This is a genomic window from Methanosarcina sp. (assembly GCF_049706645.1).
Taxonomy (GTDB): domain Archaea; phylum Halobacteriota; class Methanosarcinia; order Methanosarcinales; family Methanosarcinaceae; genus Methanosarcina.
In genome coordinates this window covers 1-18567 of record NZ_JBNAKP010000029.1, presented here as the reverse complement: position 1 = coordinate 18567, position 18567 = coordinate 1, and the positions used below count along the sequence as shown (strand labels likewise).

The 18567-nt window shown below is 39.8% G+C and carries 18 protein-coding genes; 5 read left to right on the top strand and 13 right to left on the bottom strand.

What is annotated here, in order from left to right:
* Positions 1–6: 6 nt before the first annotated feature.
* The 8 genes from ACPK8D_RS11490 to ACPK8D_RS11455 all read right to left on the bottom strand — a co-directional run bounded on the left by ACPK8D_RS11490 (position 7) and on the right by ACPK8D_RS11455 (position 8750).
* Positions 7–930: a glycosyltransferase family 2 protein gene (locus tag ACPK8D_RS11490; protein WP_424718010.1), complete on the bottom strand. Its 924-nt coding sequence runs from the start codon at positions 928–930 to the stop codon at positions 7–9.
* A 79-nt stretch (positions 931–1009) separates the two neighbouring features.
* Complete coding sequence (locus tag ACPK8D_RS11485) at positions 1010–1759, bottom strand: glycosyltransferase family 2 protein (RefSeq protein ID WP_424717992.1); 750 nt, start codon at positions 1757–1759, stop codon at positions 1010–1012.
* 184 nt (positions 1760–1943) lie between these two features.
* Positions 1944–3230, bottom strand: coding sequence for a polysaccharide ABC transporter ATP-binding protein (locus ACPK8D_RS11480; RefSeq protein WP_424717991.1), 1287 nt, complete (start codon positions 3228–3230; stop codon positions 1944–1946).
* Position 3231: 1 nt separating this feature from the next.
* A complete protein-coding gene (locus ACPK8D_RS11475) occupies positions 3232–4068 on the bottom strand; it encodes an ABC transporter permease (RefSeq protein ID WP_424717990.1) in 837 nt (278 codons plus the stop codon).
* A gap of 71 nt (positions 4069–4139) precedes the next feature.
* A complete protein-coding gene (gene fcl, locus ACPK8D_RS11470; RefSeq protein WP_424717989.1) occupies positions 4140–5078 on the bottom strand; it encodes a GDP-L-fucose synthase in 939 nt (312 codons plus the stop codon).
* Positions 4987–6147: a GDP-mannose 4,6-dehydratase gene (gmd, locus tag ACPK8D_RS11465; protein ID WP_424717988.1), complete on the bottom strand. Its 1161-nt coding sequence runs from the start codon at positions 6145–6147 to the stop codon at positions 4987–4989. The genes fcl and gmd overlap by 92 nt, the downstream gene beginning before the upstream one ends.
* A 418-nt stretch (positions 6148–6565) precedes the next feature.
* Positions 6566–7048: a PEF-CTERM sorting domain-containing protein gene (locus ACPK8D_RS11460; protein WP_424717987.1), complete on the bottom strand. Its 483-nt coding sequence runs from the start codon at positions 7046–7048 to the stop codon at positions 6566–6568.
* Between the two features lie 610 nt (positions 7049–7658).
* Positions 7659–8750: an acyltransferase family protein gene (locus ACPK8D_RS11455; RefSeq protein WP_424717986.1), complete on the bottom strand. Its 1092-nt coding sequence runs from the start codon at positions 8748–8750 to the stop codon at positions 7659–7661.
* 375 nt (positions 8751–9125) lie between these two features.
* Between ACPK8D_RS11455 and ACPK8D_RS11450 the strand changes: the two genes are divergently transcribed.
* Complete coding sequence (locus tag ACPK8D_RS11450; protein WP_424717985.1) at positions 9126–9575, top strand: VanZ family protein; 450 nt, start codon at positions 9126–9128, stop codon at positions 9573–9575.
* A gap of 719 nt (positions 9576–10294) precedes the next feature.
* On the opposite strand, the gene ACPK8D_RS11445 is transcribed toward ACPK8D_RS11450, so the two are convergent.
* Positions 10295–11068: a hypothetical protein gene (locus tag ACPK8D_RS11445; protein WP_424718011.1), complete on the bottom strand. Its 774-nt coding sequence runs from the start codon at positions 11066–11068 to the stop codon at positions 10295–10297.
* A gap of 88 nt (positions 11069–11156) precedes the next feature.
* Between ACPK8D_RS11445 and ACPK8D_RS11440 the strand changes: the two genes are divergently transcribed.
* The gene (locus ACPK8D_RS11440) at positions 11157–11240 is read left to right on the top strand and encodes a PEF-CTERM sorting domain-containing protein (RefSeq protein WP_424718009.1); all 84 of its coding nucleotides are present in this window, start codon (positions 11157–11159) and stop codon (positions 11238–11240) included.
* Positions 11241–11681: 441 nt separating this feature from the next.
* Here the strand turns inward: ACPK8D_RS11440 and ACPK8D_RS11435 are convergent, their stop codons facing one another.
* The gene (locus tag ACPK8D_RS11435) at positions 11682–12662 is read right to left on the bottom strand and encodes an MraY family glycosyltransferase (RefSeq protein ID WP_424717984.1); all 981 of its coding nucleotides are present in this window, start codon (positions 12660–12662) and stop codon (positions 11682–11684) included.
* Positions 12663–12993: 331 nt separating this feature from the next.
* On the opposite strand from ACPK8D_RS11435, the gene ACPK8D_RS11430 reads away from it, so the two are divergent.
* Positions 12994–13506 (top strand): VanZ family protein, encoded by a 513-nt coding sequence (locus ACPK8D_RS11430; protein ID WP_424717983.1) that lies wholly within the window; start codon positions 12994–12996, stop codon positions 13504–13506.
* Positions 13507–13612: 106 nt separating this feature from the next.
* Here ACPK8D_RS11430 and ACPK8D_RS11425 read toward each other — a convergent pair whose 3' ends face one another.
* Entirely contained in the window at positions 13613–14212 is a 600-nt protein-coding gene (locus ACPK8D_RS11425; protein ID WP_424717982.1) for an indolepyruvate oxidoreductase subunit beta, read from the bottom strand.
* Entirely contained in the window at positions 14209–16011 is a 1803-nt protein-coding gene (iorA, locus tag ACPK8D_RS11420; protein ID WP_424717981.1) for an indolepyruvate ferredoxin oxidoreductase subunit alpha, read from the bottom strand. The genes ACPK8D_RS11425 and iorA overlap by 4 nt, the downstream gene beginning before the upstream one ends.
* 614 nt (positions 16012–16625) lie before the next feature.
* Between iorA and ACPK8D_RS11415 the strand changes: the two genes are divergently transcribed.
* On the top strand, positions 16626–16961 hold the full coding sequence (locus ACPK8D_RS11415) for a toxin-antitoxin system TumE family protein (RefSeq protein ID WP_424717980.1): 336 nt from the start codon (positions 16626–16628) through the stop codon (positions 16959–16961).
* Complete coding sequence (locus ACPK8D_RS11410) at positions 16942–17325, top strand: helix-turn-helix domain-containing protein (protein WP_424717979.1); 384 nt, start codon at positions 16942–16944, stop codon at positions 17323–17325. Before ACPK8D_RS11415 ends, ACPK8D_RS11410 begins: the two co-directional genes overlap by 20 nt.
* 128 nt (positions 17326–17453) lie before the next feature.
* Here ACPK8D_RS11410 and ACPK8D_RS11405 read toward each other — a convergent pair whose 3' ends face one another.
* Positions 17454–18254, bottom strand: coding sequence for a zeta toxin family protein (locus ACPK8D_RS11405; protein WP_424717978.1), 801 nt, complete (start codon positions 18252–18254; stop codon positions 17454–17456).
* Positions 18255–18567 lie beyond the last annotated feature (313 nt).

Below are 18567 nucleotides of genomic sequence, written 5' to 3'. Positions count from 1 at the left end.
AGTACATTATTTTCTAATAACAGCTTTATATAGTATCGGAAAATTGCGTTTAACACTTGATGAAAGAATAACGCGAAGCAATTTTTTTTTGTAAGCTGGTTTTATATCATTTCTGACTAGAAGATTAAAAGCTAAGCTTTTATCACCAGCCTTTATATTGTGTTTTGCCGTGAACATTTCAATGTACTTTACATACTCGTCTAAATCGTAGATCATATCGTGTGGTACTTCACCAAGCTTCAGAGCTTCTTTTGCTGTTTTTACGAAAGGATGAGTTTCTACAGGCTTTCTTCTTTCGGTAGCACTGTTTACAACATTGTGATAATAAATAGAGCAGGCTTGACTGCTATAAGCAATCGGATATTTTAGAGCAATTCTACCCCACATATCAACATCTTCACCCCACCAGAAGCCAGCCTGAAACCCTCCAATCTCTGAAAATATCCTTCTAGGAATTGTTACTGAAGATGTGCCAAATAAAGAGTGCCCTTTCTTGTATACCTTAAAATAATTTAGTAATAATCCTTCGTCTGGAACTAGTCTTCTCAACTCTTCGTCCAGTTCCATCAAAATATTATCAGTGAATTCAGTCTTGACCGAGGTCGCATATAAGCCTGCTAAAGGATAATTTTTATTCAACATCAAAATTGTTTCAAGATAATTTGGCATCCATTCGTCATCCGCATCCAGGAAAGCTACGAGTTCTGATTTACTTGCATGTATCCCCTGATTACGAGCTTCTGAAACGCCTGTACCCTCTTGCTGAAGCAGTCTAAAACGTGGGTCCATGTTTGCAAAATTTTTCACAATAGCCGGACCCTTGTCATTAGACCCTCCATCAACTACGAGCACCTCAAAATCCTGAACTGTTTGGTTAAGAACAGAATCCAGCGTTCTCTTAACGTGTGGCTCTTTATTATAAAGGGGGATAACAACTGAAAATTTAACCAGAGTGTCACCTCTAAAAGATAATTAGATACATTTGAGCTTTATGCTACTGATTTTGCAGTCAATTACTGAGAATCCTAATTTTACTTAGCGTTCTAAGGAACAGCTGATATTTGTAATACTCAAATTTACTAAAGTGTCTAAAGAAAGCATCATTTCGCTCTTCTTTATGAAGTTCTGAGTGCTTTTCCGAGCAACCTATGCCTCCATCTCTAAATATTGCCATTACCTGAGGGACATATTTCTTTTTTATATCGTATTTATAAAAAGCCCTTAAATTAAATTCATAGTCCCCAACTATTTTGTATTTTTCATCAAATAGACCTACTTTATCAAAAAGAGACTTCCTATAAAAAATGGCTTGTTGACAAATGGCACTTTTAATGAAAAACGGTCTAGTCACATCTCCATAAGCCTGTAAAAAAGAAGCTTTTGTGTCAGGATTTATTATAATCACGGCACCGTAAATAAGTTCTACATTCATATCTTCTTGGAGTAATTTTACAGAATTTGCGACAACGTATTTATCGTGAAACACGTCATCTGAATTTAAGAAATAGAATATTTCACCTGAGGAAGCTTTTATTCCCTTATTCATTGCCTCATACATACCATTATCAGGTTCACTTAAAAAATAGTTAATCTTATCTTTGTATTTATTAACAATCGCAACAGTACTATCTGTAGAGGCCCCATCGATTACAATATATTCTAAATTTTTATATGTTTGTTCCAATACGCTATTTATTGCATTTTCGATAAATTCCTCGGCGTTATAACAAACCGTTATTACTGAAACTTTTGGATTCATGATCGTATCTCATTTAAGAGCGAATGTTATAAAATGACCATAATTCTAATTATTTATTATTAGAACTTTCGGCAATCCTGACCAATTTCTTATGAGATTCTCATACCACTCAAGGTATTTCTTCACCTGCATCTCAAGATCAAATTTTCTCTTAGCATCTTTATCTCTACTTGCGAGGTGACAATTATAGAATCCTTTTTGTCCAATTAATCTCAGGAGCTACTACGCCTGGTCTTCTTGATATCCAATAAGGTGAATCACTTAAATCGCCTTTTATTTCTAAATAAACAGTAGGAGCATCTACTCCAGCCTGACATATCCACCTGACGTAATGCAGACTGGCAAGTATTTCAAATCTGTATAATCCTTCGTTCAAAAACCGTTTTGGAATTTTACTTGTCAGTATATTTTCTCCCTTAGAAATTTCCGGCCATAAATCTTCTTTCTGATCTGTCTGCAAGGACCAGTATAGCAAAACATCTTCTTCATTAAATATAGAATATCCAACTGTAAGTGAATTGTCCAGTTCAGAGACATTAGCTTCTATAACTATCCATATATCCGTATTGCTACCCACAGATCCCGAAACTTTAGAACCGTTTTCATCGACAAAATAAACCTTTGTCGGCGTAAACCATATATTTTCAAGTTCATTTCCCTTGTTTATCCACTCAGATTTTTTTACTCCTGAATTACTATCACATAAATAATTCTGAACTGAAGAATGCACATCATCACTATTGTATATCAGAGAGCCTTTATCCAGAACCATACATCTTGTACACATTTTTTCCACAGCGTTCATATTGTGGCTTACAAATAGTACAGTCCTTCCGCCTTCGGCAACTTCACTCATTTTTCCAAGACATTTTTTCTGAAACGCTGCATCACCCACAGCAAGTACCTCGTCTACTACAAGAATCTCAGGATCCAGGTTTGCTGCAACAGAAAAAGCAAGTCTTACATTCATACCGCTTGAATAACGCTTAACAGGTGTATCGAGAAACTTCTCAACGCCTGAGAACTTCACAATTTCGTCAAACTTTTCATCGATTTCTTTTTTTTTCATCCCGAGAATAGCACCGTTAAAGTAGATGTTCTCCCGGCCAGAAAGCTCAGGATGAAATCCAGTGCCGACTTCAAGAAGACTCCCCACCCGACCACGCATCCTTACCTCTCCCTCTGTTGGGTAGGTGATACGTGAGAGAACTTTAAGGAGTGTGCTCTTACCCGCGCCGTTTCTCCCAATAACCCCAAGAACTTCTCCGCTCTCAACCTCGAAGTTCACATCTTTGAGCGCCCAGAAAATATTATTTGTTCTGTAACTATCCTTCAGCGTTTTTAACGGATTTTTCACAAAAGAAGTAAGACTACCACTGAGCGTCTTGTATGCCTTATCCACACCAATATCATATTTCTTGGAGAGGTGTTTCACTTCAATTATCGGTTCATTTTTCTTTGACGCTACCATTTTAGATCAAATCCGCAAAGTACTTCTCTGTACGTTTGATGTAAAATATTCCACTTAAAAATATTATTATCGTTAGCAGTGCCGAGATTGAAAGACCAGCAAAATCCACTGAAGCATGTCCAAGCAGGCATGCACGGTGAGCATTTATTAATCCTGTCATCGGATTCAGGTAGAGTAACCACTGTAGATTTTCACCCGCAATATTTGCAGGATAGATTACGGGGGATACAAACAGCAACAACTGAACGAAGAAAGGAAGAACGAACTTTACATCTCTGTACTTTACACAGACTGACGAGAGCCAGTAACCAATTCCTGCTGCCAGAAGAAATGTCAATAATACAATGAGCGGTAACAGGAGTATTGTGATCCCAGGCATAAATCGGTAGTAAATCATCATTAACACAAGGATGCTCATGGCAATCCCATAGTCAACGAGGCCTGAAAGGCATGGTGCAGTTGGTATAAATATTCTCGGCATGTAAACCTTTGAGAGAAGGGGGGCATTGTCAACAAGACTATTGCTTGATTGGGAAAGAGCATTTGAAAAATAAGTCCAGAGAAGGAGACCTGAGTATGAAAATATAGGGTAAGGAACTCCCTCTGAAGGCATCTGTGCAAGCCTGCCGAAAATCAAAGTGAAAACTATCATTGTAAAGAAGGGTTGAAGCACAGCCCATGAGGCCCCCATAATGGTCTGCTTGTATCTAATTTTGATTTCTCTGAGGGCAAGGAAGAAGAGAAGCTCTCTGTACTCCTTGAGTTCCTGCCAGTTAATATCCAGAAGGCCGTATTTTGGACGGATAATAAGCTCGTAATCGGTTGAATGCTCGGTCATAGAAAACACATTTTTCTTTTTTAGAGGCTTTGTTTTGCAAAATTACCAGAATTAAATACTTTCAAAACCTTTCATTTGAGCTGGTTTTGATACCATTCATAAGTTTCTCTGATTCCGTTTTTCAATGAAATTTTAGCCTTCCATCCAAGGTTATTCAGTTTAGTTACGTCCATCAATTTTCTAGGAGTTCCGTCGGGTTTCGAGGTATCATACCTGATCTCTCCTTCAAATCCAACAGTCTCTTTTATGATTTCCACAAGCTCGCTGATTGGGAGATCCTCTCCAACTCCGATGTTTACAAACTCTCCTATTTGAGAAAAGTCATAATTTTCCATCAAAAATACGCATGCATCTGCCATATCATCCACATGCATAAACTCCCTTAAAGGTTTTCCAGTACCCCATACAACTACTTCAGGTGCTTTATTTACCCTGGCTTCATGGAATTTTCTGATCAAAGCAGGCATCACATGTGAAGTTTCCAGATTGAAATTGTCGTTAGGCCCGTAGAGATTTGTAGGCATTACTGAAATGAAGTTGGTTCCATACTGCTGGTTATAGTGCTTGCAAAGCCTGATTCCTGCAATTTTTGCGATTGCATATGCTTCATTGGTTTCTTCGAGAGGCCCAGTTAGGAGATACTCTTCTTTAAGGGGTTGGGGAGCTAGTTTGGGGTAGATGCAGGAGGAGCCAAGGAAAAGCAACTTTTTAACTCCATATGTATAAGAGGCATGGATAATGTTTGCTTCTATCATCAGGTTTTCGTAAACAAATTGAGCCGGATAAGTACTATTGGCAAGGATTCCACCTACTTTTGCGGCTGCCAGGAAAACATATTCTGGCTTTTCGCTTTTAAAAAACTCATTAACCGTCTGCTGGTCAGTCAGATCCAGCTCCTTATGCGTACGAAATACAAGGTTATTGTAACCTTTTGAGATCAATTTCTTTGTTATGGCTGATCCCACCAGGCCACGATGGCCTGCTATATAAATTATGGATTCCTTCTCCATTTAAGCTACCTTCCACTTCATGACCCTGGACTTTAAATAAAGCTTCCTCATCACTTTTCATCATCATCTTTACAAGTTCTTCAAACTTCACTTTTGGCTTCCAGCCAAGTTTCTCTCTCGCTTTTGAAGAGTCTCCGATTAACAGTTCTACTTCCGTTGGCCTGTAATACCTTGGGTCCACTTCAATTAGAATTCTTCCAGTCTCGGCATTTATTCCAACTTCGCCCGGACCTTCTCCTTCCCACACAATATTGATTCCTATTTCTTTGAATGCAAGCTCTATGAACTCTCTTACAGAATGTGTTTCCCCTGTAGAGATTACAAAATCATCCGGACTATCTTGCTGAAGCATTAACCACATTAACTCAACATAATCTCCTGCAAATCCCCAGTCTCTTTTCGCATCCAGATTCCCGATATACAGTTTCTCCTGGATGCCGTATTTTATTTTTGCAGCAGCCATTGTGATCTTTCTGGTAACGAAAGTTTCACCCCGGATAGGAGATTCGTGATTAAAGAGAATTCCATTACATGCGAAAATTCCGTAGGCTTCACGGTAGTTAATCGTAATCCAGTAGGCATACAGTTTAGCGGCTGCATATGGGCTTCTGGGATAGAAAGGAGTTGTTTCTGTTTGGGGAATTTCTTGGACCTGCCCGTAAAGCTCACTTGTAGAAGCCTGGTAAAACTTTGTTTTTTTCTCCAGACCAAGAATTCGAATAGCTTCAAGAAGACGCAATGTTCCCAGACCATCGGAATTTGCTGTATATTCCGGAGTTTCAAAGGAAACCTGTACGTGGCTTTGAGCCGCCAGGTTATAAATCTCATCAGGCTGAACTTCTTGAATAATTCGTATCAAATTTGTAGAATCAGTTAGATCTCCATAGTGTAAATAAAAATTTACATTTCTCTCATGAGGGTCTCTATAAAGATGATCTATGCGCTGGGTGTTAAAAGAAGACGATCTTCTCTTTATGCCGTGAACGAGATAACCTTTATTCAATAAGAATTCAGCAAGATATGCGCCATCCTGGCCTGTAATCCCTGTAATTAACGCAACTTTTTCCAAGTTAATTCCCCTTTTTATGAATGTGAATAAATGTTACCAAGACGGTTATTTAATTAGTAATAAGTGGAAATTGAATAATAGGTTAAAACTATTTGTATTTAACTTTATTTTTAGATAGTAAAACTATAAAAATCTCAATAAGTTACTAGTAAAATCTTATTTTAGTGAACAAGTAGATTAAAAAGATAAAAAATTAAATAAAAATAATGGAAAATGATTGAAAATACGTGTAAAAGTTTAATAGTGAGGTTAAGGCTAAAAACCTGCATCAAAATCATTTTTTGAGAGGTAATTTTAGATTGAAATAATGCAACTGAACCAAGCCAAATTAAAGTAAACCACTATTCTTCCTGTGTTTTACTCTTTTACTCTGTTCTTTCATTTGCAAGAACCGAAGCTTTAGTTCTATACTATGTGCTCACATTTTTCTGCGCCCAATGACAACAACCAGGCCGAGTATGGTAGCTATGGGCAATACCATTGAGGGGAATTCGGGCACCTGGGGTCCATCAGGTTTAGCTATTATTTTACAAGTGACGTCTCCTGATTGCATTCCACTATCAGGGCAGTATGCCGAAAAACGAATACCACCAGTGACTGAGCTCTCAGCCCACTCAAGAGCATAATCCGGGACTATATAAACACCTGTGAATTTCCCATCGCTATCAGTGTACCCTTCAGCAAAATATCCTCCTAACTCGCTTTGAAGCTGAACGTAAACTCCAGCCTGAGCCGGTCCAACAGTAGTCGTTACTTGTACATGCTCACCAGGCCAGAACGGTGGTTGTGGAGAAAATGTGGGCATGCTTATACCGATCACATCCGAAGCATACGCATTTCCAGCGCAACAGCTGAAAATGAAGACCGTTAGCAATAAAAACATCTTTATATTAATTCTCATGAATACCTAACTCCGATACTCTACATTACTAGATTTCTAAATTTAGAATATAATTTAATTCAAAACTTATTAAGTAAATAATATAGATAAGTTTTTCTATTTTTTTATAATATCTTCGATATATTAGAAAACCAAATAATTTAGATTATAATTTAGCTTGTCCCAAACCATTCCAACCTCAGTCAGTGTAAATTCAGAATTAGCATATTTATTTAGGGTTTTGACGGCTCTTAATAATGCTAATGTACTCCCATTCATCTTCAACCATCGAGATTTATAAACGCGAATTAACAAATAACAGGCAGCAATTCCTTAGTCGTAGTTACCGAGATAAAGTTCCTTAAGAGTCAAAACTATTGAGCCATCTGAGCAAAAAAGAAGAAGATCTTAGTTTAAAAGCTATTTTTTTGTAAAATTTGTCAAAGTAGATCATGATAAAATATCCAGAACCAAAGTAAAAGGAATACCAAGAAATACAATAATGAAGTCATATACCATTTATGAGCTCATGTGGAATTAGAGGATCAAGAAGTAAGTTAAAAAATATCAAACCTGTGATTTATTTTTGTACAAGCGTAAAAAGAAGTTGACGAACAGCTAACTATAAATATTACAAATCAAAGTTTTTGTTTTTGAATTTCCTTTTGTTTTCGAATTTTTGAATGAACTTATTAATAGTGTATATGACAACCAGAGGTAGAAATACTCCGCATACTGAATATAATATCCACCATCCATTTGTTCCGTCTATGACCGGATACTTAGCCACCATATAAACAGGTAAATCATTTAATCTTACTTGAATTAAATTGATAAGTTTAAAAGAAATGTAGTGTAAAGCCATTATAGCAAATGTGTTTTTTCCTATGTATTCTAAAATTGTATAATTTATTTCCGTAGACACAATTCTTTTAGCCAGGTATATGTTTATATATGCTCCTGCAAGTGAATTAGCAATCAAAAATGAGGGGCTCAGATAACTGTTACTTGCCATATCTATGGGTCCATATAGAGAACTCATAATTAAAAACAGCAAAGATATAGTGAGAAAATGTGGATTAAAAGCGATTTTGTCTTCATATTTTCGGAACATATATCCAATATAATATATCAAGATGGCAACTAGGGAAGTATTCAGGACAAAATAAAAAGTAAGGCCATAATATGTAGTAAGGTTCCCAATTAAAAAGGCAAGAAATATTACAGAAAATCTGAAATATTCAGGATTTCCTTTCACATATTTTGTTGTAAGATAGCTAATGAACCCAAAAAATATAGTTACTGTGAATAAACTCAAAATGAACCAGAGTGGTCCTAACAATTCTTCCGTCCCGATGAAAGCCAGGATTTTCACAGCGTTTATAGCAAATTCCTGTGTTGTATATAAGTGGCTGACAGTATTCCCATACCCTGCCTTATCGCTGTATATATTTAATTCGAAGAATATATTATGTAACGCTAAAAAGAGTAGCTCGTATCCGACGAAGGGTAGATACAAAGTTTTTAACCTTTTCTTCAGCAAGAGAAAGGGTGCTTTTGAATAAGAATCATTGTAAAAGTAACCAGCTATGAAGAAAAATAAAGGCACATGATACATATATACAATCTGGGTAAGCGGAGATCCCGAGTGCCCGACTACCACAGCAATAATTGCAAAAGCTTTTACAATATCCATATACGCTATATGTGCTTTAACTTTCACAATTTCTCATCAGACTAGCTATATTTAAATATTTTTATTTTAACTTAAGAAACCGTCTTTGACTGCCCTTATCATTCTTTAAAGTTCCTGCAAATATGAAATAAATTATCATATTAGGAACACCCATTTTAAGAAAAGTAATTAATATAGTTATCGAAAGATTTCGCAATAGTACGGTTGGACTTTATAAGTTACGATCTGCGTTGTGTGATGAACGGAATCTTCCGAAAAATATGGTATCCATAACAGGTTTTAGTAAAAATGGTGAATATAAAAACGTTATAATAACCTGACGAGGACTTATCAAATATATTTAAATGATAATATTCAAAACAAATGTTTAAATCAGGTATTATCATAAACATTATAGATAAAATGTTAAAAGTAAAAAATTCCAGAGTTATTGTCCCGGCAACGGTCCTATATGCAGTCTTTGTTTTCTACCTGTCAGTAATATCAAACATAGGGGACCTCAAACATCTAATAGGTATAACTCTGGGTGATGCAACCGCAGAGAGCCTTACCGCAGCCCACGTATCCGTTTTCCTTAAGTTCCTTGTCGGTTCCTTAAATTTCGTTGAAAGGCAAACTCTGGATTTTGGACACATGGGGATTTACTTTGGATTTGGTATTTTAGTGTACTTTGCATTTTTAAGTTCCAGAAATCAGACCCTTGGAAAATATGCAGCAGCTTGCGCAGTACTCACTAGCGGGATTTATGACATTATGAATGAGTTCTTCCAGAATTATTTCCCCAACTTACGGCAAGCGTGGCAGATGCTTTCCCAAACCTGCCGGGGCTTGTCCCTGGGCAGATACGTGTAATCATTGTAAATTATATTCATGCTCTTACTGAGTACAGTTCAGAATAAGATTATGGAAAAAGCAGCAAATTAAAAGTTATAGAAAAAAGGCAGGTTGACTGAATTGAAAACAATAATTGTAGCGTTAATGCTTCTGTTTTCCCTATTCCCGGCTTCGGTTTTAGCTTACGAAGAGCCGAACAGTACTGAAAACTCCAACGCAACAGCACAGACTGTTCACAATGTCGTGACAGCACCTCTTAAGACCCCTACAATCACCTGGAGTAAACCTGATAATATAACCTATGGGACAATATTGAACAGTACTCAGTTAAATGCAGTGGCAACAGATCCGGTAACTAACGCTCCAGTAGCGGGAACTTTTACATATAATCCAGCAGATGGAACCGTTCTTAATGTAGGTACACAGACATTGCAGGTTGTGTTTACACCCGCTGATATTGCAAACTACAACACAACAACACAGAATGTTCAAATCAATGTCCTCAAAGCTACTCCTATAATCACCTGGAATAACCCTGCTGACATAGTCTACAAAACACCATTGAGCAGTACTCAGTTAAATGCAGTGGTAACAGATCCGGTAACTAACGCTCCAGTAGCGGGAACTTTTACATATACTCCAGCAGATGGAACTGTACTTAATACAGGTACACAGGCGTTGCAGGTTGTGTTTACACCCGCTGATACTGCAAACTACAATATGGCAACACAGACGGTTCAAATCAATATCGTAGCCTCATCAATTGATTCTTCATCAACTGAGCCTTCCTTAATTATTTCTTCCTCAACCGGTTCTTCATCAACTGAGTCTTCACCAATTGTTTCTTCCCCAACTAAATCTTCGCCAACTGAATCTTCACCAACTGAGTCTTCCCCAACTGAATCCTCATCAACTGAATCTTCATCAACTGAGTCTTCACCAATTGTTTCTTCCCCAACCAGTTCTCCATCAACTAGTTCTTCCCCAACTGAGTCCTCATCAACTAGTCCTTCACCAACTGAATCTTTACTAACTGAGTCCTCATCAGCTAGTCCTTCATCAACTGAATCTTTACCAACTGAATCCTCATCAGCTAGTCCTTCATCAATTGAGTCTTCTCCAATTGTTTCTTCCCCAACCAGTTCTCCATCAACTAGTTCACCACGAACAGGTTTTGTATCAACTAGTTCTTCCCCAACTGAGTCCTCATCAACTAGTCCTTCATCAACTGAATCTTTACTAACTGAGTCCTCATCAACTAGTCCTTCATTAACTGAATCTTTACCAACTGAATCCTCATCAACTAGTCCTTCACCAACTGAGTCTTCCCCATCTGAATCTTTCCCAATTAGTTTTGTATCAACTAGTTCTTCCCCAACTGAGTCCTCATCAACTGATTCTTTATCAGCTACTTCTTCCCCAACTGAATCTTCCTCAACTAGTTCTTCACGAGCTGGTTTTGTATCAACTGAATCTTCCACAACTGAGTCTTCATCAACTGATTCTTCCAAAACCGAATCTTCCCCTACTCCTACTGATTACTCATTATATGATCCTTCATTAGAAAGATATGATTCTCTTACAGGGGAGGTTCAACAAATACCAGAGTTTCCTTCAGTAGCTGTTCCAGTTGTGGCAATACTGGGATTGCTTTTCATTTCACAGCGTAGAAAAGAGAACTAACCAATCTCTTTTCTTTTTTGTTCGTTTTTAATTTTTTTGTATTTATTGTGTCTTATTACGTTTTTCAACTCAGTCCCGAGTTCGACTTTCTTACATAAAACCGCATCAATAGATACTTTATTATAAAGTTTAGTAAAATTGACTATGTTAATGGAATTCCAAAGTTTCTAATGTAAAGCAGTGACATATAGGGCTGACATAATGAAAGAAATCGAGCTAGGAGCGCTCGATTAAGATATAAAAATCTCAAGATATAATTAAAAAAATTTTAAAGTAGTCACTTGGATACAGCAGATAGAAATTATTGAAGGACTAATAAAGAAATGAATAAAGGAACTGAAAAAAGCGAGAAATAACCCGAATAAGGTATTTTGAGCTATGCAGCTAAACTACAGCCCGTAAAAGAATGATATTGACTTTCCCATCCTTCCTTTAATCTATTTACATCGTCCCCGGCATAAAAATCCCTACAAGACAGAAAAACGAAGTTAGCGCATACATTGCATAAGTTGCCTGTTTTTCAGTCACTTTATAGTAATAAGGCAGAACCCATTTCAGGGTAAAAGGGTTCGGGACCTCCAGAATACCGTCTTCCCTGACCTTTCCGAATTTTGCAGAGGGATATTTTTTAATTTTCCAGTAGGCGTACATCAAAAAATTGACTGTGTGCGGAATGAGCATAACAAACCCGCTTATGACAAATCCCTGGATCACAATAATAGTGCCTATAGCAGCCCCGACAGTCAGGGACCCGACGTTGCCCCAGAAAACCTTCGACGGATTTTTATCATAGATATAAAACCCGATAGTAGCGCCGGTTATGGCTGCAACAGAGATTATATTTTCAACATCATACGCAAGCACGGACTTTATAATCAGGGAAAGAAGGACAATTATGGATAGCCCCGACGCAAGCCCGTTGTATCCCGAATGCATATTGACAAGGTTCGACGCGACCAGCACATAGGTAGGGATAACAAATTGAAAATAAATTATCCCGAGATAGATATATCCAACATCCGGAATGGAAAGCGAAGTATGGCCTGTGTACTGGATCAGAGGATAAGAACAGTAATACATAATTAACAGCTTGGAAGTCCTGCCGATATTGACCATATCATCAAGGACCCCGAAAAGCCCGAAAAGTGCAATTACAATCATGGCCACGTAGTTTGTCGGCGTGAACTTGAAAAAAAGCGAGTTTAGCGACAGCGAAAGCATGGCTGTGAGCAGGATCGCGATTCCCCCTCGGTCGGCTACGAACGGAAAATCTTTTTTATAGTAATCCTTTGCTACAATGTTATTCCTATGCAATGCCCTGATAAATTGGGGCATGAATGCTGCAGTCACAAACAGGGGAAACAAGATGTTAATGGCGAGCATAAAATTTTCAAGTGCTGAGACCGAACTAGAGAATACCATTTTTCACTGTCCTTATTATTTTTTAAGCTACTTTCAGATCGAATATAAGTTTTTCATACCAACCACACCCATTTTAAAAAAAGTAATAAATATAGTTATCGAAAGATTTCGCAATAGTATAGCCGGGCTCTGTAAGTCACGATCAGTGCATGATGAATGGGATCTCTCGGAAAATTTGGCATCCATATTGAGGTATCCATATTAGGTTTTAATAAAAAATAGTGGATATAAAACGTGATAAAAACTTGATGAACACTTATCAAATATATTAAATTACAATATTCAAACAAATACTTTAAATCAGGTATCGGTCATAAACCCCATAGATAAAATGCTGAGAGTAAAAAAGTCAAGAATTATTGTCCCGGCAACAATCTTATACGCAATCTTTGTTTTTTACCTGTCGGTAAGCTCAAATGTAGGAAATCTCAAACATCTAATAGATGATACCCTGGGTGCTGCAACCATAGAGATTCTTACCGCAGCCCACTTATCCATTATCCTGAAGTTTCTTGTCGGCTCCATACATTTCATTGAAAGGCAATCCCTGGATCCCGCACATGTAGGAATTTACTTCGGGCTTGGTGTTTTACTGTACTTTTTATTTTTAAGTTCGAGAAACAAAACCCTGGTAAAGTATTCAGCCGCCTTTGCCGTACTTACAGGCACCACTTACGGCATCCTGAATGAGTTCTTCCAGACCTTCCTCCCATACCGCACGGCAAGCGTAGAAGATGCCTTCTCAAACCTTTTTGGGCTCGTGCTTGCCCAAATCTGTGTAATTATATTTGTACTCGCATTAAGTGCAATTCAGGGCAAAACAGTGGAGGAAGAAGTAGATTGAAGTTAAAGAGACTTATAAATCTACAAAAGCCAGAAAAAAGAATTAAAAGTTAAAGAAAGTAGAAGTTAAAAAGCAGGCTTCTACCCTCAGTATGTTTTTTAACCTATTAGCTTTCCTCTACTTTTTGCCTTCCCGCCTCAAAAGCCCTGAGATTCACTTCGATAGTTTTCTGCGGCACAAGGGCTTTAACGCTTTCAAGCAGGGTTTCTTTCGGAATCGGCAGGTATCCTGAGACTGCCCCTACCATCACGACATTCATTGCAAGCCTGCTCCCGGCTTCAAACGCCAGCTCATCGGCATTGAAGGCTTTGACTATGTATTTTTCGGAAAGGGTGTCAAGGATATCCGAAACCTCAGGGTATTCCGCAAGGCCCGAGGTAACGGTTACAGGAAGCACGGGCTGCGTGTTTACTATAATGATTCCGCCGTCTTTCAGGAAATCCAGGTACCGGACTGCTTCCATCGGCTCAAGGGCAAGCATAAGGTCTGCACTTTTTTTCGGGATCATGGACCCGTAATCTTCCCCTACCCGGATATGGTTTACAACCGAGCCTCCGCGCTGGGCCATGCCGTGGGTTTCCGCAGCCCGGACGGGCAGCCCTGCTGCAACTGCAGCCTTTCCGATAATGTCCGAGGCAAGGATTGCACCCTGTCCTCCTACTCCCGTAATAAGGAGGTCAAATTTCTTTTGTTCAGCCTGGTTCATCGCTTCACCTCCTGGATAGCTTCAAACTTGCAGATCTGGGAACAGACTCCGCACCCGCTGCAAAGCGCCGTAATCACAGCACATTTGTTTTCCTCGTCAAACTCAATTGCAGGGCAGCCGAATTTCACACACTGCTTGCAGCCTTCGCATTTTTCAGGGTCAACAATATAAGGGACCCTGCGTACACCTGCCCTTTTTCCGGAAATCACGCAGGGCTGCCTGGCAATAACCACAGCTGCGCCTTCAAACGCTTTTGCGGCTTTGAAAGCTTCCTGGGTCTCTTCAAGCCTGTATGGGTCGACAACGGATACGAGTCCTGCACCCATTGCCGTACAGAGTTCGGCAAGCGAGACCTGGACAGTTGACTCTCCTGTTACCGTAAACCCGACGCCGGGATTTGGCTGGTGCCCGGTCATGGCTGTAATGCGGTTGTCAAGGATTGTAACCGTAATATTTGCCTTATTCACAATCGCATTCAGGAGCGAGTTCATGCCTGTGTGGAAAAAGGTCGAGTCCCCTATGGAACAGCAGATAGGGCGCTTTTCCCCTGCATGGTAAAGCCCTGAAGCGATGCTTATGCTTGAGCCCATACAGAGCGTGGTCTCGACCGTGCCGCTCTGGATCCCGAGGGTATAACAGCCAATATCGCTCGGGTAAATCGCATCCTTTCCAAAGACTTTTTTCATGGAGTAAAAGGTTGCCCTGTGAGAGCAGCCTGCACAGAGGGCAGGCGGGCGGGGAGCAAGCTCAAGAGCTGTGCCTGAAGGTTCGGACTCTATCTCGATGTCGAAGGTTTTCTTAAGCGCCTCAAGGAAGGCACTTACATCCAGTTCCCCTTCCCTCGGGACAAACCCGTTAGCTTTCCCGAGCACCGAAACCACAAGCCCGGCTTCCTGTGCGATCATCTTTACCTGTTCTTCCACTACAGGCTCAAGTTCCTCGAACACAAGCACGGCATCTACGGTTTCAAGCAGCTCAAGAACCAGCCTTCTCGGAACCGGATACGCTCCGATTTTAAGGAAAGAAACCTCAATTCCGAGCTCCACAAGTGCTTCTTTTGCATACACTGCAGCAATGCCTGCACCTATTACCCCTAACTTTGCCTCGGGTTTCAGCTCAAGGGTGTTCCAGGGGGATTCGGCAAGGGCATCCTCAATAGGCTGCTGGATAGAAAGGAGATGTGTATGGCGTGAGCGGGCGTTCTTTGGGAGCATTACCCAGCGGTCCAGAAGTTTTTCAAAATGCGGAACCGCTTTTTCTACAGGGATCTCTCCGAGTTCGATATCCGATTTCCCGTGTGAGATCCGGGTCGTGGGCCGAAAGATTACAGGAATTTCGAACTTTTCGGAGAACTCGAAGGCATAGGGCAGCATATCCTTGGCTTCCTGGGGGGTTGAAGGATCAAAACAGGGCACAAGGGCAAACTGGGCGTAACGCCGCGTATCCTGCTCATTCTGGGAGGAGTGGCACGACGGGTCGTCGGCAACAATTGCAATCAGCCCGCCTTTCGTCCCTGCATACGCAAGAGTCATAAAGGGATCGGCTGCAACATTTAGCCCGACATGCTTCATTGTCACCACAGAACGGACGCCTGCCCAGGCAGCTCCGACTGCAACTTCCATTGCAACCTTTTCGTTAACCGACCATTCTATGTGGTAATCCCGCTCTTCCCGGCCTGCAAGCGTATCTATAATCTCCGAGGACGGAGTTCCGGGATAGCCTGCAATAACCTGCACGCCACCTTCAAGAAGCCCACGGGCGATTGCCACGTTTCCAAGCATATACTCACGCATTGTCATAACTATTGTCTCCAGCATTTAAACAGGAAAAATCCCGCTATGATAACAGATAAAATATATTATCATTGATCAGCATCAGCAAATTTAAATATTTTTCTCGATTGGTGCCAGCAAATTTTAAGTTCAATAAGGGAAGCTCAGCAAACCGGATTCGCTGTTCGACACCAAGGTAAAACTTTTGCATAATTCAAATAACATGATCAATAATATACTTTCGGATAAGTGCCCTGAAGTTTTCCTCCTGCACGATCTGTTAACATGCAGAAAAAGACAAGATACAATCGAAGTCCGTACTTTTTGACAAAGATGAAAATAGAATTAAAAGTCGCCTTTTGGATGAAAATGCCTTTTCGAATGAAAAACTTCAGAATGAAGTTTTTCGAATAAAAACTTTCAAACGAAGTTTTTCGAATAAAAACTTCCAGATGAAGTTTTTTGAATAAAACAATTTTAAATTCTTTCGGAGAGTTATATACTAAAATAGGGGTTCCCATGTTGTTATATCAACCAGCGAAAATATCGTTGACTATAAAGCTATATGCCAGTACCATATAGATAATATATTACGGCGGCTTATACATCATATACGGCAATAAAAAATAGGTGTCAGGGCCTTGGATTCTAAAATACTTGTAAGAGAAACCAGAATATTAACGGAAGATGAAATTATTGATATTTCGATCACAAGAGTTAAAGAATCCCTGCAAATTCCTCACGGCATAAAATATAGCTTCAATTATAGAATAAGAGCTTCGTCTTCAAGGTGGAGATCTGTCATCAGAGTTGATAATGCCCATGTAATTAAAGGGCATAAAAAAAGAGACCATAAACACCTATTTGGCAGTCAGCCAGTTGAATTTGAATTCATATCTTTAAAGAAAATTTACGAGGAAATTCTAAATCTGATAAAACTAAACAGGGGACTTATAGATGAAATTAAAAGACATTGAAATCAAGGTTATGTCCGACAAGACATACGGGGCTCACCTTGACAAGCTCTTTGAAGAACTTAAAACCGGAAAAATAACCGAAAAGCAAAAACCAAATATCGTAGCCCGGACCCCTGAAGATATTGCAAAAATCCTGACAAACGAACGCATCCGCCTCCTTCAGGTGATCCGGGAAAAAAAACCAGAATCCATTAGCGAGCTTGCCCGCTTGCTGGACCGCAGCCAGTCCAATGTCTCAAATGACGTAAAGTATCTTAAGGAAATCGGGCTCCTTGAACTTGAGGAGAAAAAGGGCCCTATATTGCATAAGAAACCAATAGTTGATTATGATGTAGTTCGGATAACAGTGGATTTGAGCTGCTGAGAGAAGTAACAGAAGAATCGGGGCTCAATCCTGACCAGGAAAGAATTTTATAAAAACAAAAATTTACAAAAGAAAGGGGCATGGCGAAATCAAAGGGGTCGCTCACTGCCCAAACTCATGAGAAATACTCAATTTTTCCCCAGGAAAGCTGCAAGCTTTTTGATTTCATCCAGCTCGAAATTAAGTTCCTGGCCTTTAAGGGACGCTTTAAAAAGTTCCCTTTTTTCAGGGATTTCAGCCACGACATTCACGCAGTTCACCGAAGTCAGCATATCTTCCCTGATATCCGGTTCAACCTTATTAAGTACAAAATAAACCCTGCACCCGCACTGAGCGCCAAATTCATCAAACTTCTTTGAGAGCTTGAGGGATTCGTGGGAAGGATCGACAACCACGAGGATAAGGTCAAAGTCCTTATCGACCCCGCGTCCGAAATGTTCAGTGCCGGCTTCCGTATCCACGATTACGATATCATCCTTTTCCAGGTCAAGATTTTCGAGAAACTCCCTTGTCAGCACTCCCATTGGACAGGCGCAGCCTTCCCCGAAATCATGGATTTTGCCAACAGCCATCAGCCTGACTCCGTCCTTTTCCTCCATAAATTCCGGAGGGAGGTCGGAAAAACTCCACCTGCTTTTAAAAAACCGGGACTGCGGCTGCGCGGGCTGCCCTTCAGCACTTCCATTGGCTGCAAGCCCCCAGAACTGAGTGGTTTTCGGAGCTTTCTGTTTTTCTTTAAAGCCCTTCTTTCCCCCGAAATATTCCATAAGATCCCTTGGAGCTGCCATCCCTAACTGGCTGTGCAGCCCGTAATTGGACTCGTCAATATCAAGCACAAGCACGTTTTTTGTTTTTGCCATTTCCTTTGCCAGGAGAGCCGAAATCGTACTTTTTCCGCTTCCTCCTTTCCCGCACACTGCTATTCTCATATCCTGTTCACCTATCCCAGTAATTTATCCTGCTAAATTAAAAACACTTCCTTTAAGTGACTTCCTATTTAGACTGGCAAGAGAAGGCTTTTAGGAGCGTTTAGGCTAATCCCAATCACTTTAGTGGCGGGATACAGCCGTCATCTGTATCAACTTTCGTTATTTTCTAACGTTTTTCTACTTTTCAACCTGTACTCTATTGTCAAGTTTTGTTCTGGAAGCTGCGAATGCTACAGAAGTCGCTTGACTTTGCTATTGAACTCTGAGTATAGGGTTCTGTAGAGAAGTTCTACAGGTAAAACTTGGAACGGTA

Bases quoted from the DNA above. Each gene is read 5' to 3' on its own strand.
- ACPK8D_RS11410 (WP_424717979.1), top strand. From the start codon at position 16,942: ATGAAATTAAAAGACATTGAAATCAAGGTTATGTCCGACAAGACATAC.
- ACPK8D_RS11405 (WP_424717978.1), bottom strand. From the start codon at position 18,254: ATGAGAATAGCAGTGTGCGGGAAAGGAGGAAGCGGAAAAAGTACGATT.
- fcl (WP_424717989.1), bottom strand. From the start codon at position 5,078: ATGGAGAAGGAATCCATAATTTATATAGCAGGCCATCGTGGCCTGGTG.
- ACPK8D_RS11430 (WP_424717983.1), top strand. From the start codon at position 12,994: ATGCTGAGAGTAAAAAAGTCAAGAATTATTGTCCCGGCAACAATCTTA.
- ACPK8D_RS11425 (WP_424717982.1), bottom strand. From the start codon at position 14,212: ATGAACCAGGCTGAACAAAAGAAATTTGACCTCCTTATTACGGGAGTA.
- ACPK8D_RS11485 (WP_424717992.1), bottom strand. From the start codon at position 1,759: ATGAATCCAAAAGTTTCAGTAATAACGGTTTGTTATAACGCCGAGGAA.
- ACPK8D_RS11460 (WP_424717987.1), bottom strand. From the start codon at position 7,048: ATGAGAATTAATATAAAGATGTTTTTATTGCTAACGGTCTTCATTTTC.
- ACPK8D_RS11450 (WP_424717985.1), top strand. From the start codon at position 9,126: ATGTTAAAAGTAAAAAATTCCAGAGTTATTGTCCCGGCAACGGTCCTA.
- ACPK8D_RS11435 (WP_424717984.1), bottom strand. From the start codon at position 12,662: ATGGTATTCTCTAGTTCGGTCTCAGCACTTGAAAATTTTATGCTCGCC.
- ACPK8D_RS11475 (WP_424717990.1), bottom strand. From the start codon at position 4,068: ATGACCGAGCATTCAACCGATTACGAGCTTATTATCCGTCCAAAATAC.
- ACPK8D_RS11480 (WP_424717991.1), bottom strand. From the start codon at position 3,230: ATGGTAGCGTCAAAGAAAAATGAACCGATAATTGAAGTGAAACACCTC.
- iorA (WP_424717981.1), bottom strand. From the start codon at position 16,011: ATGACAATGCGTGAGTATATGCTTGGAAACGTGGCAATCGCCCGTGGG.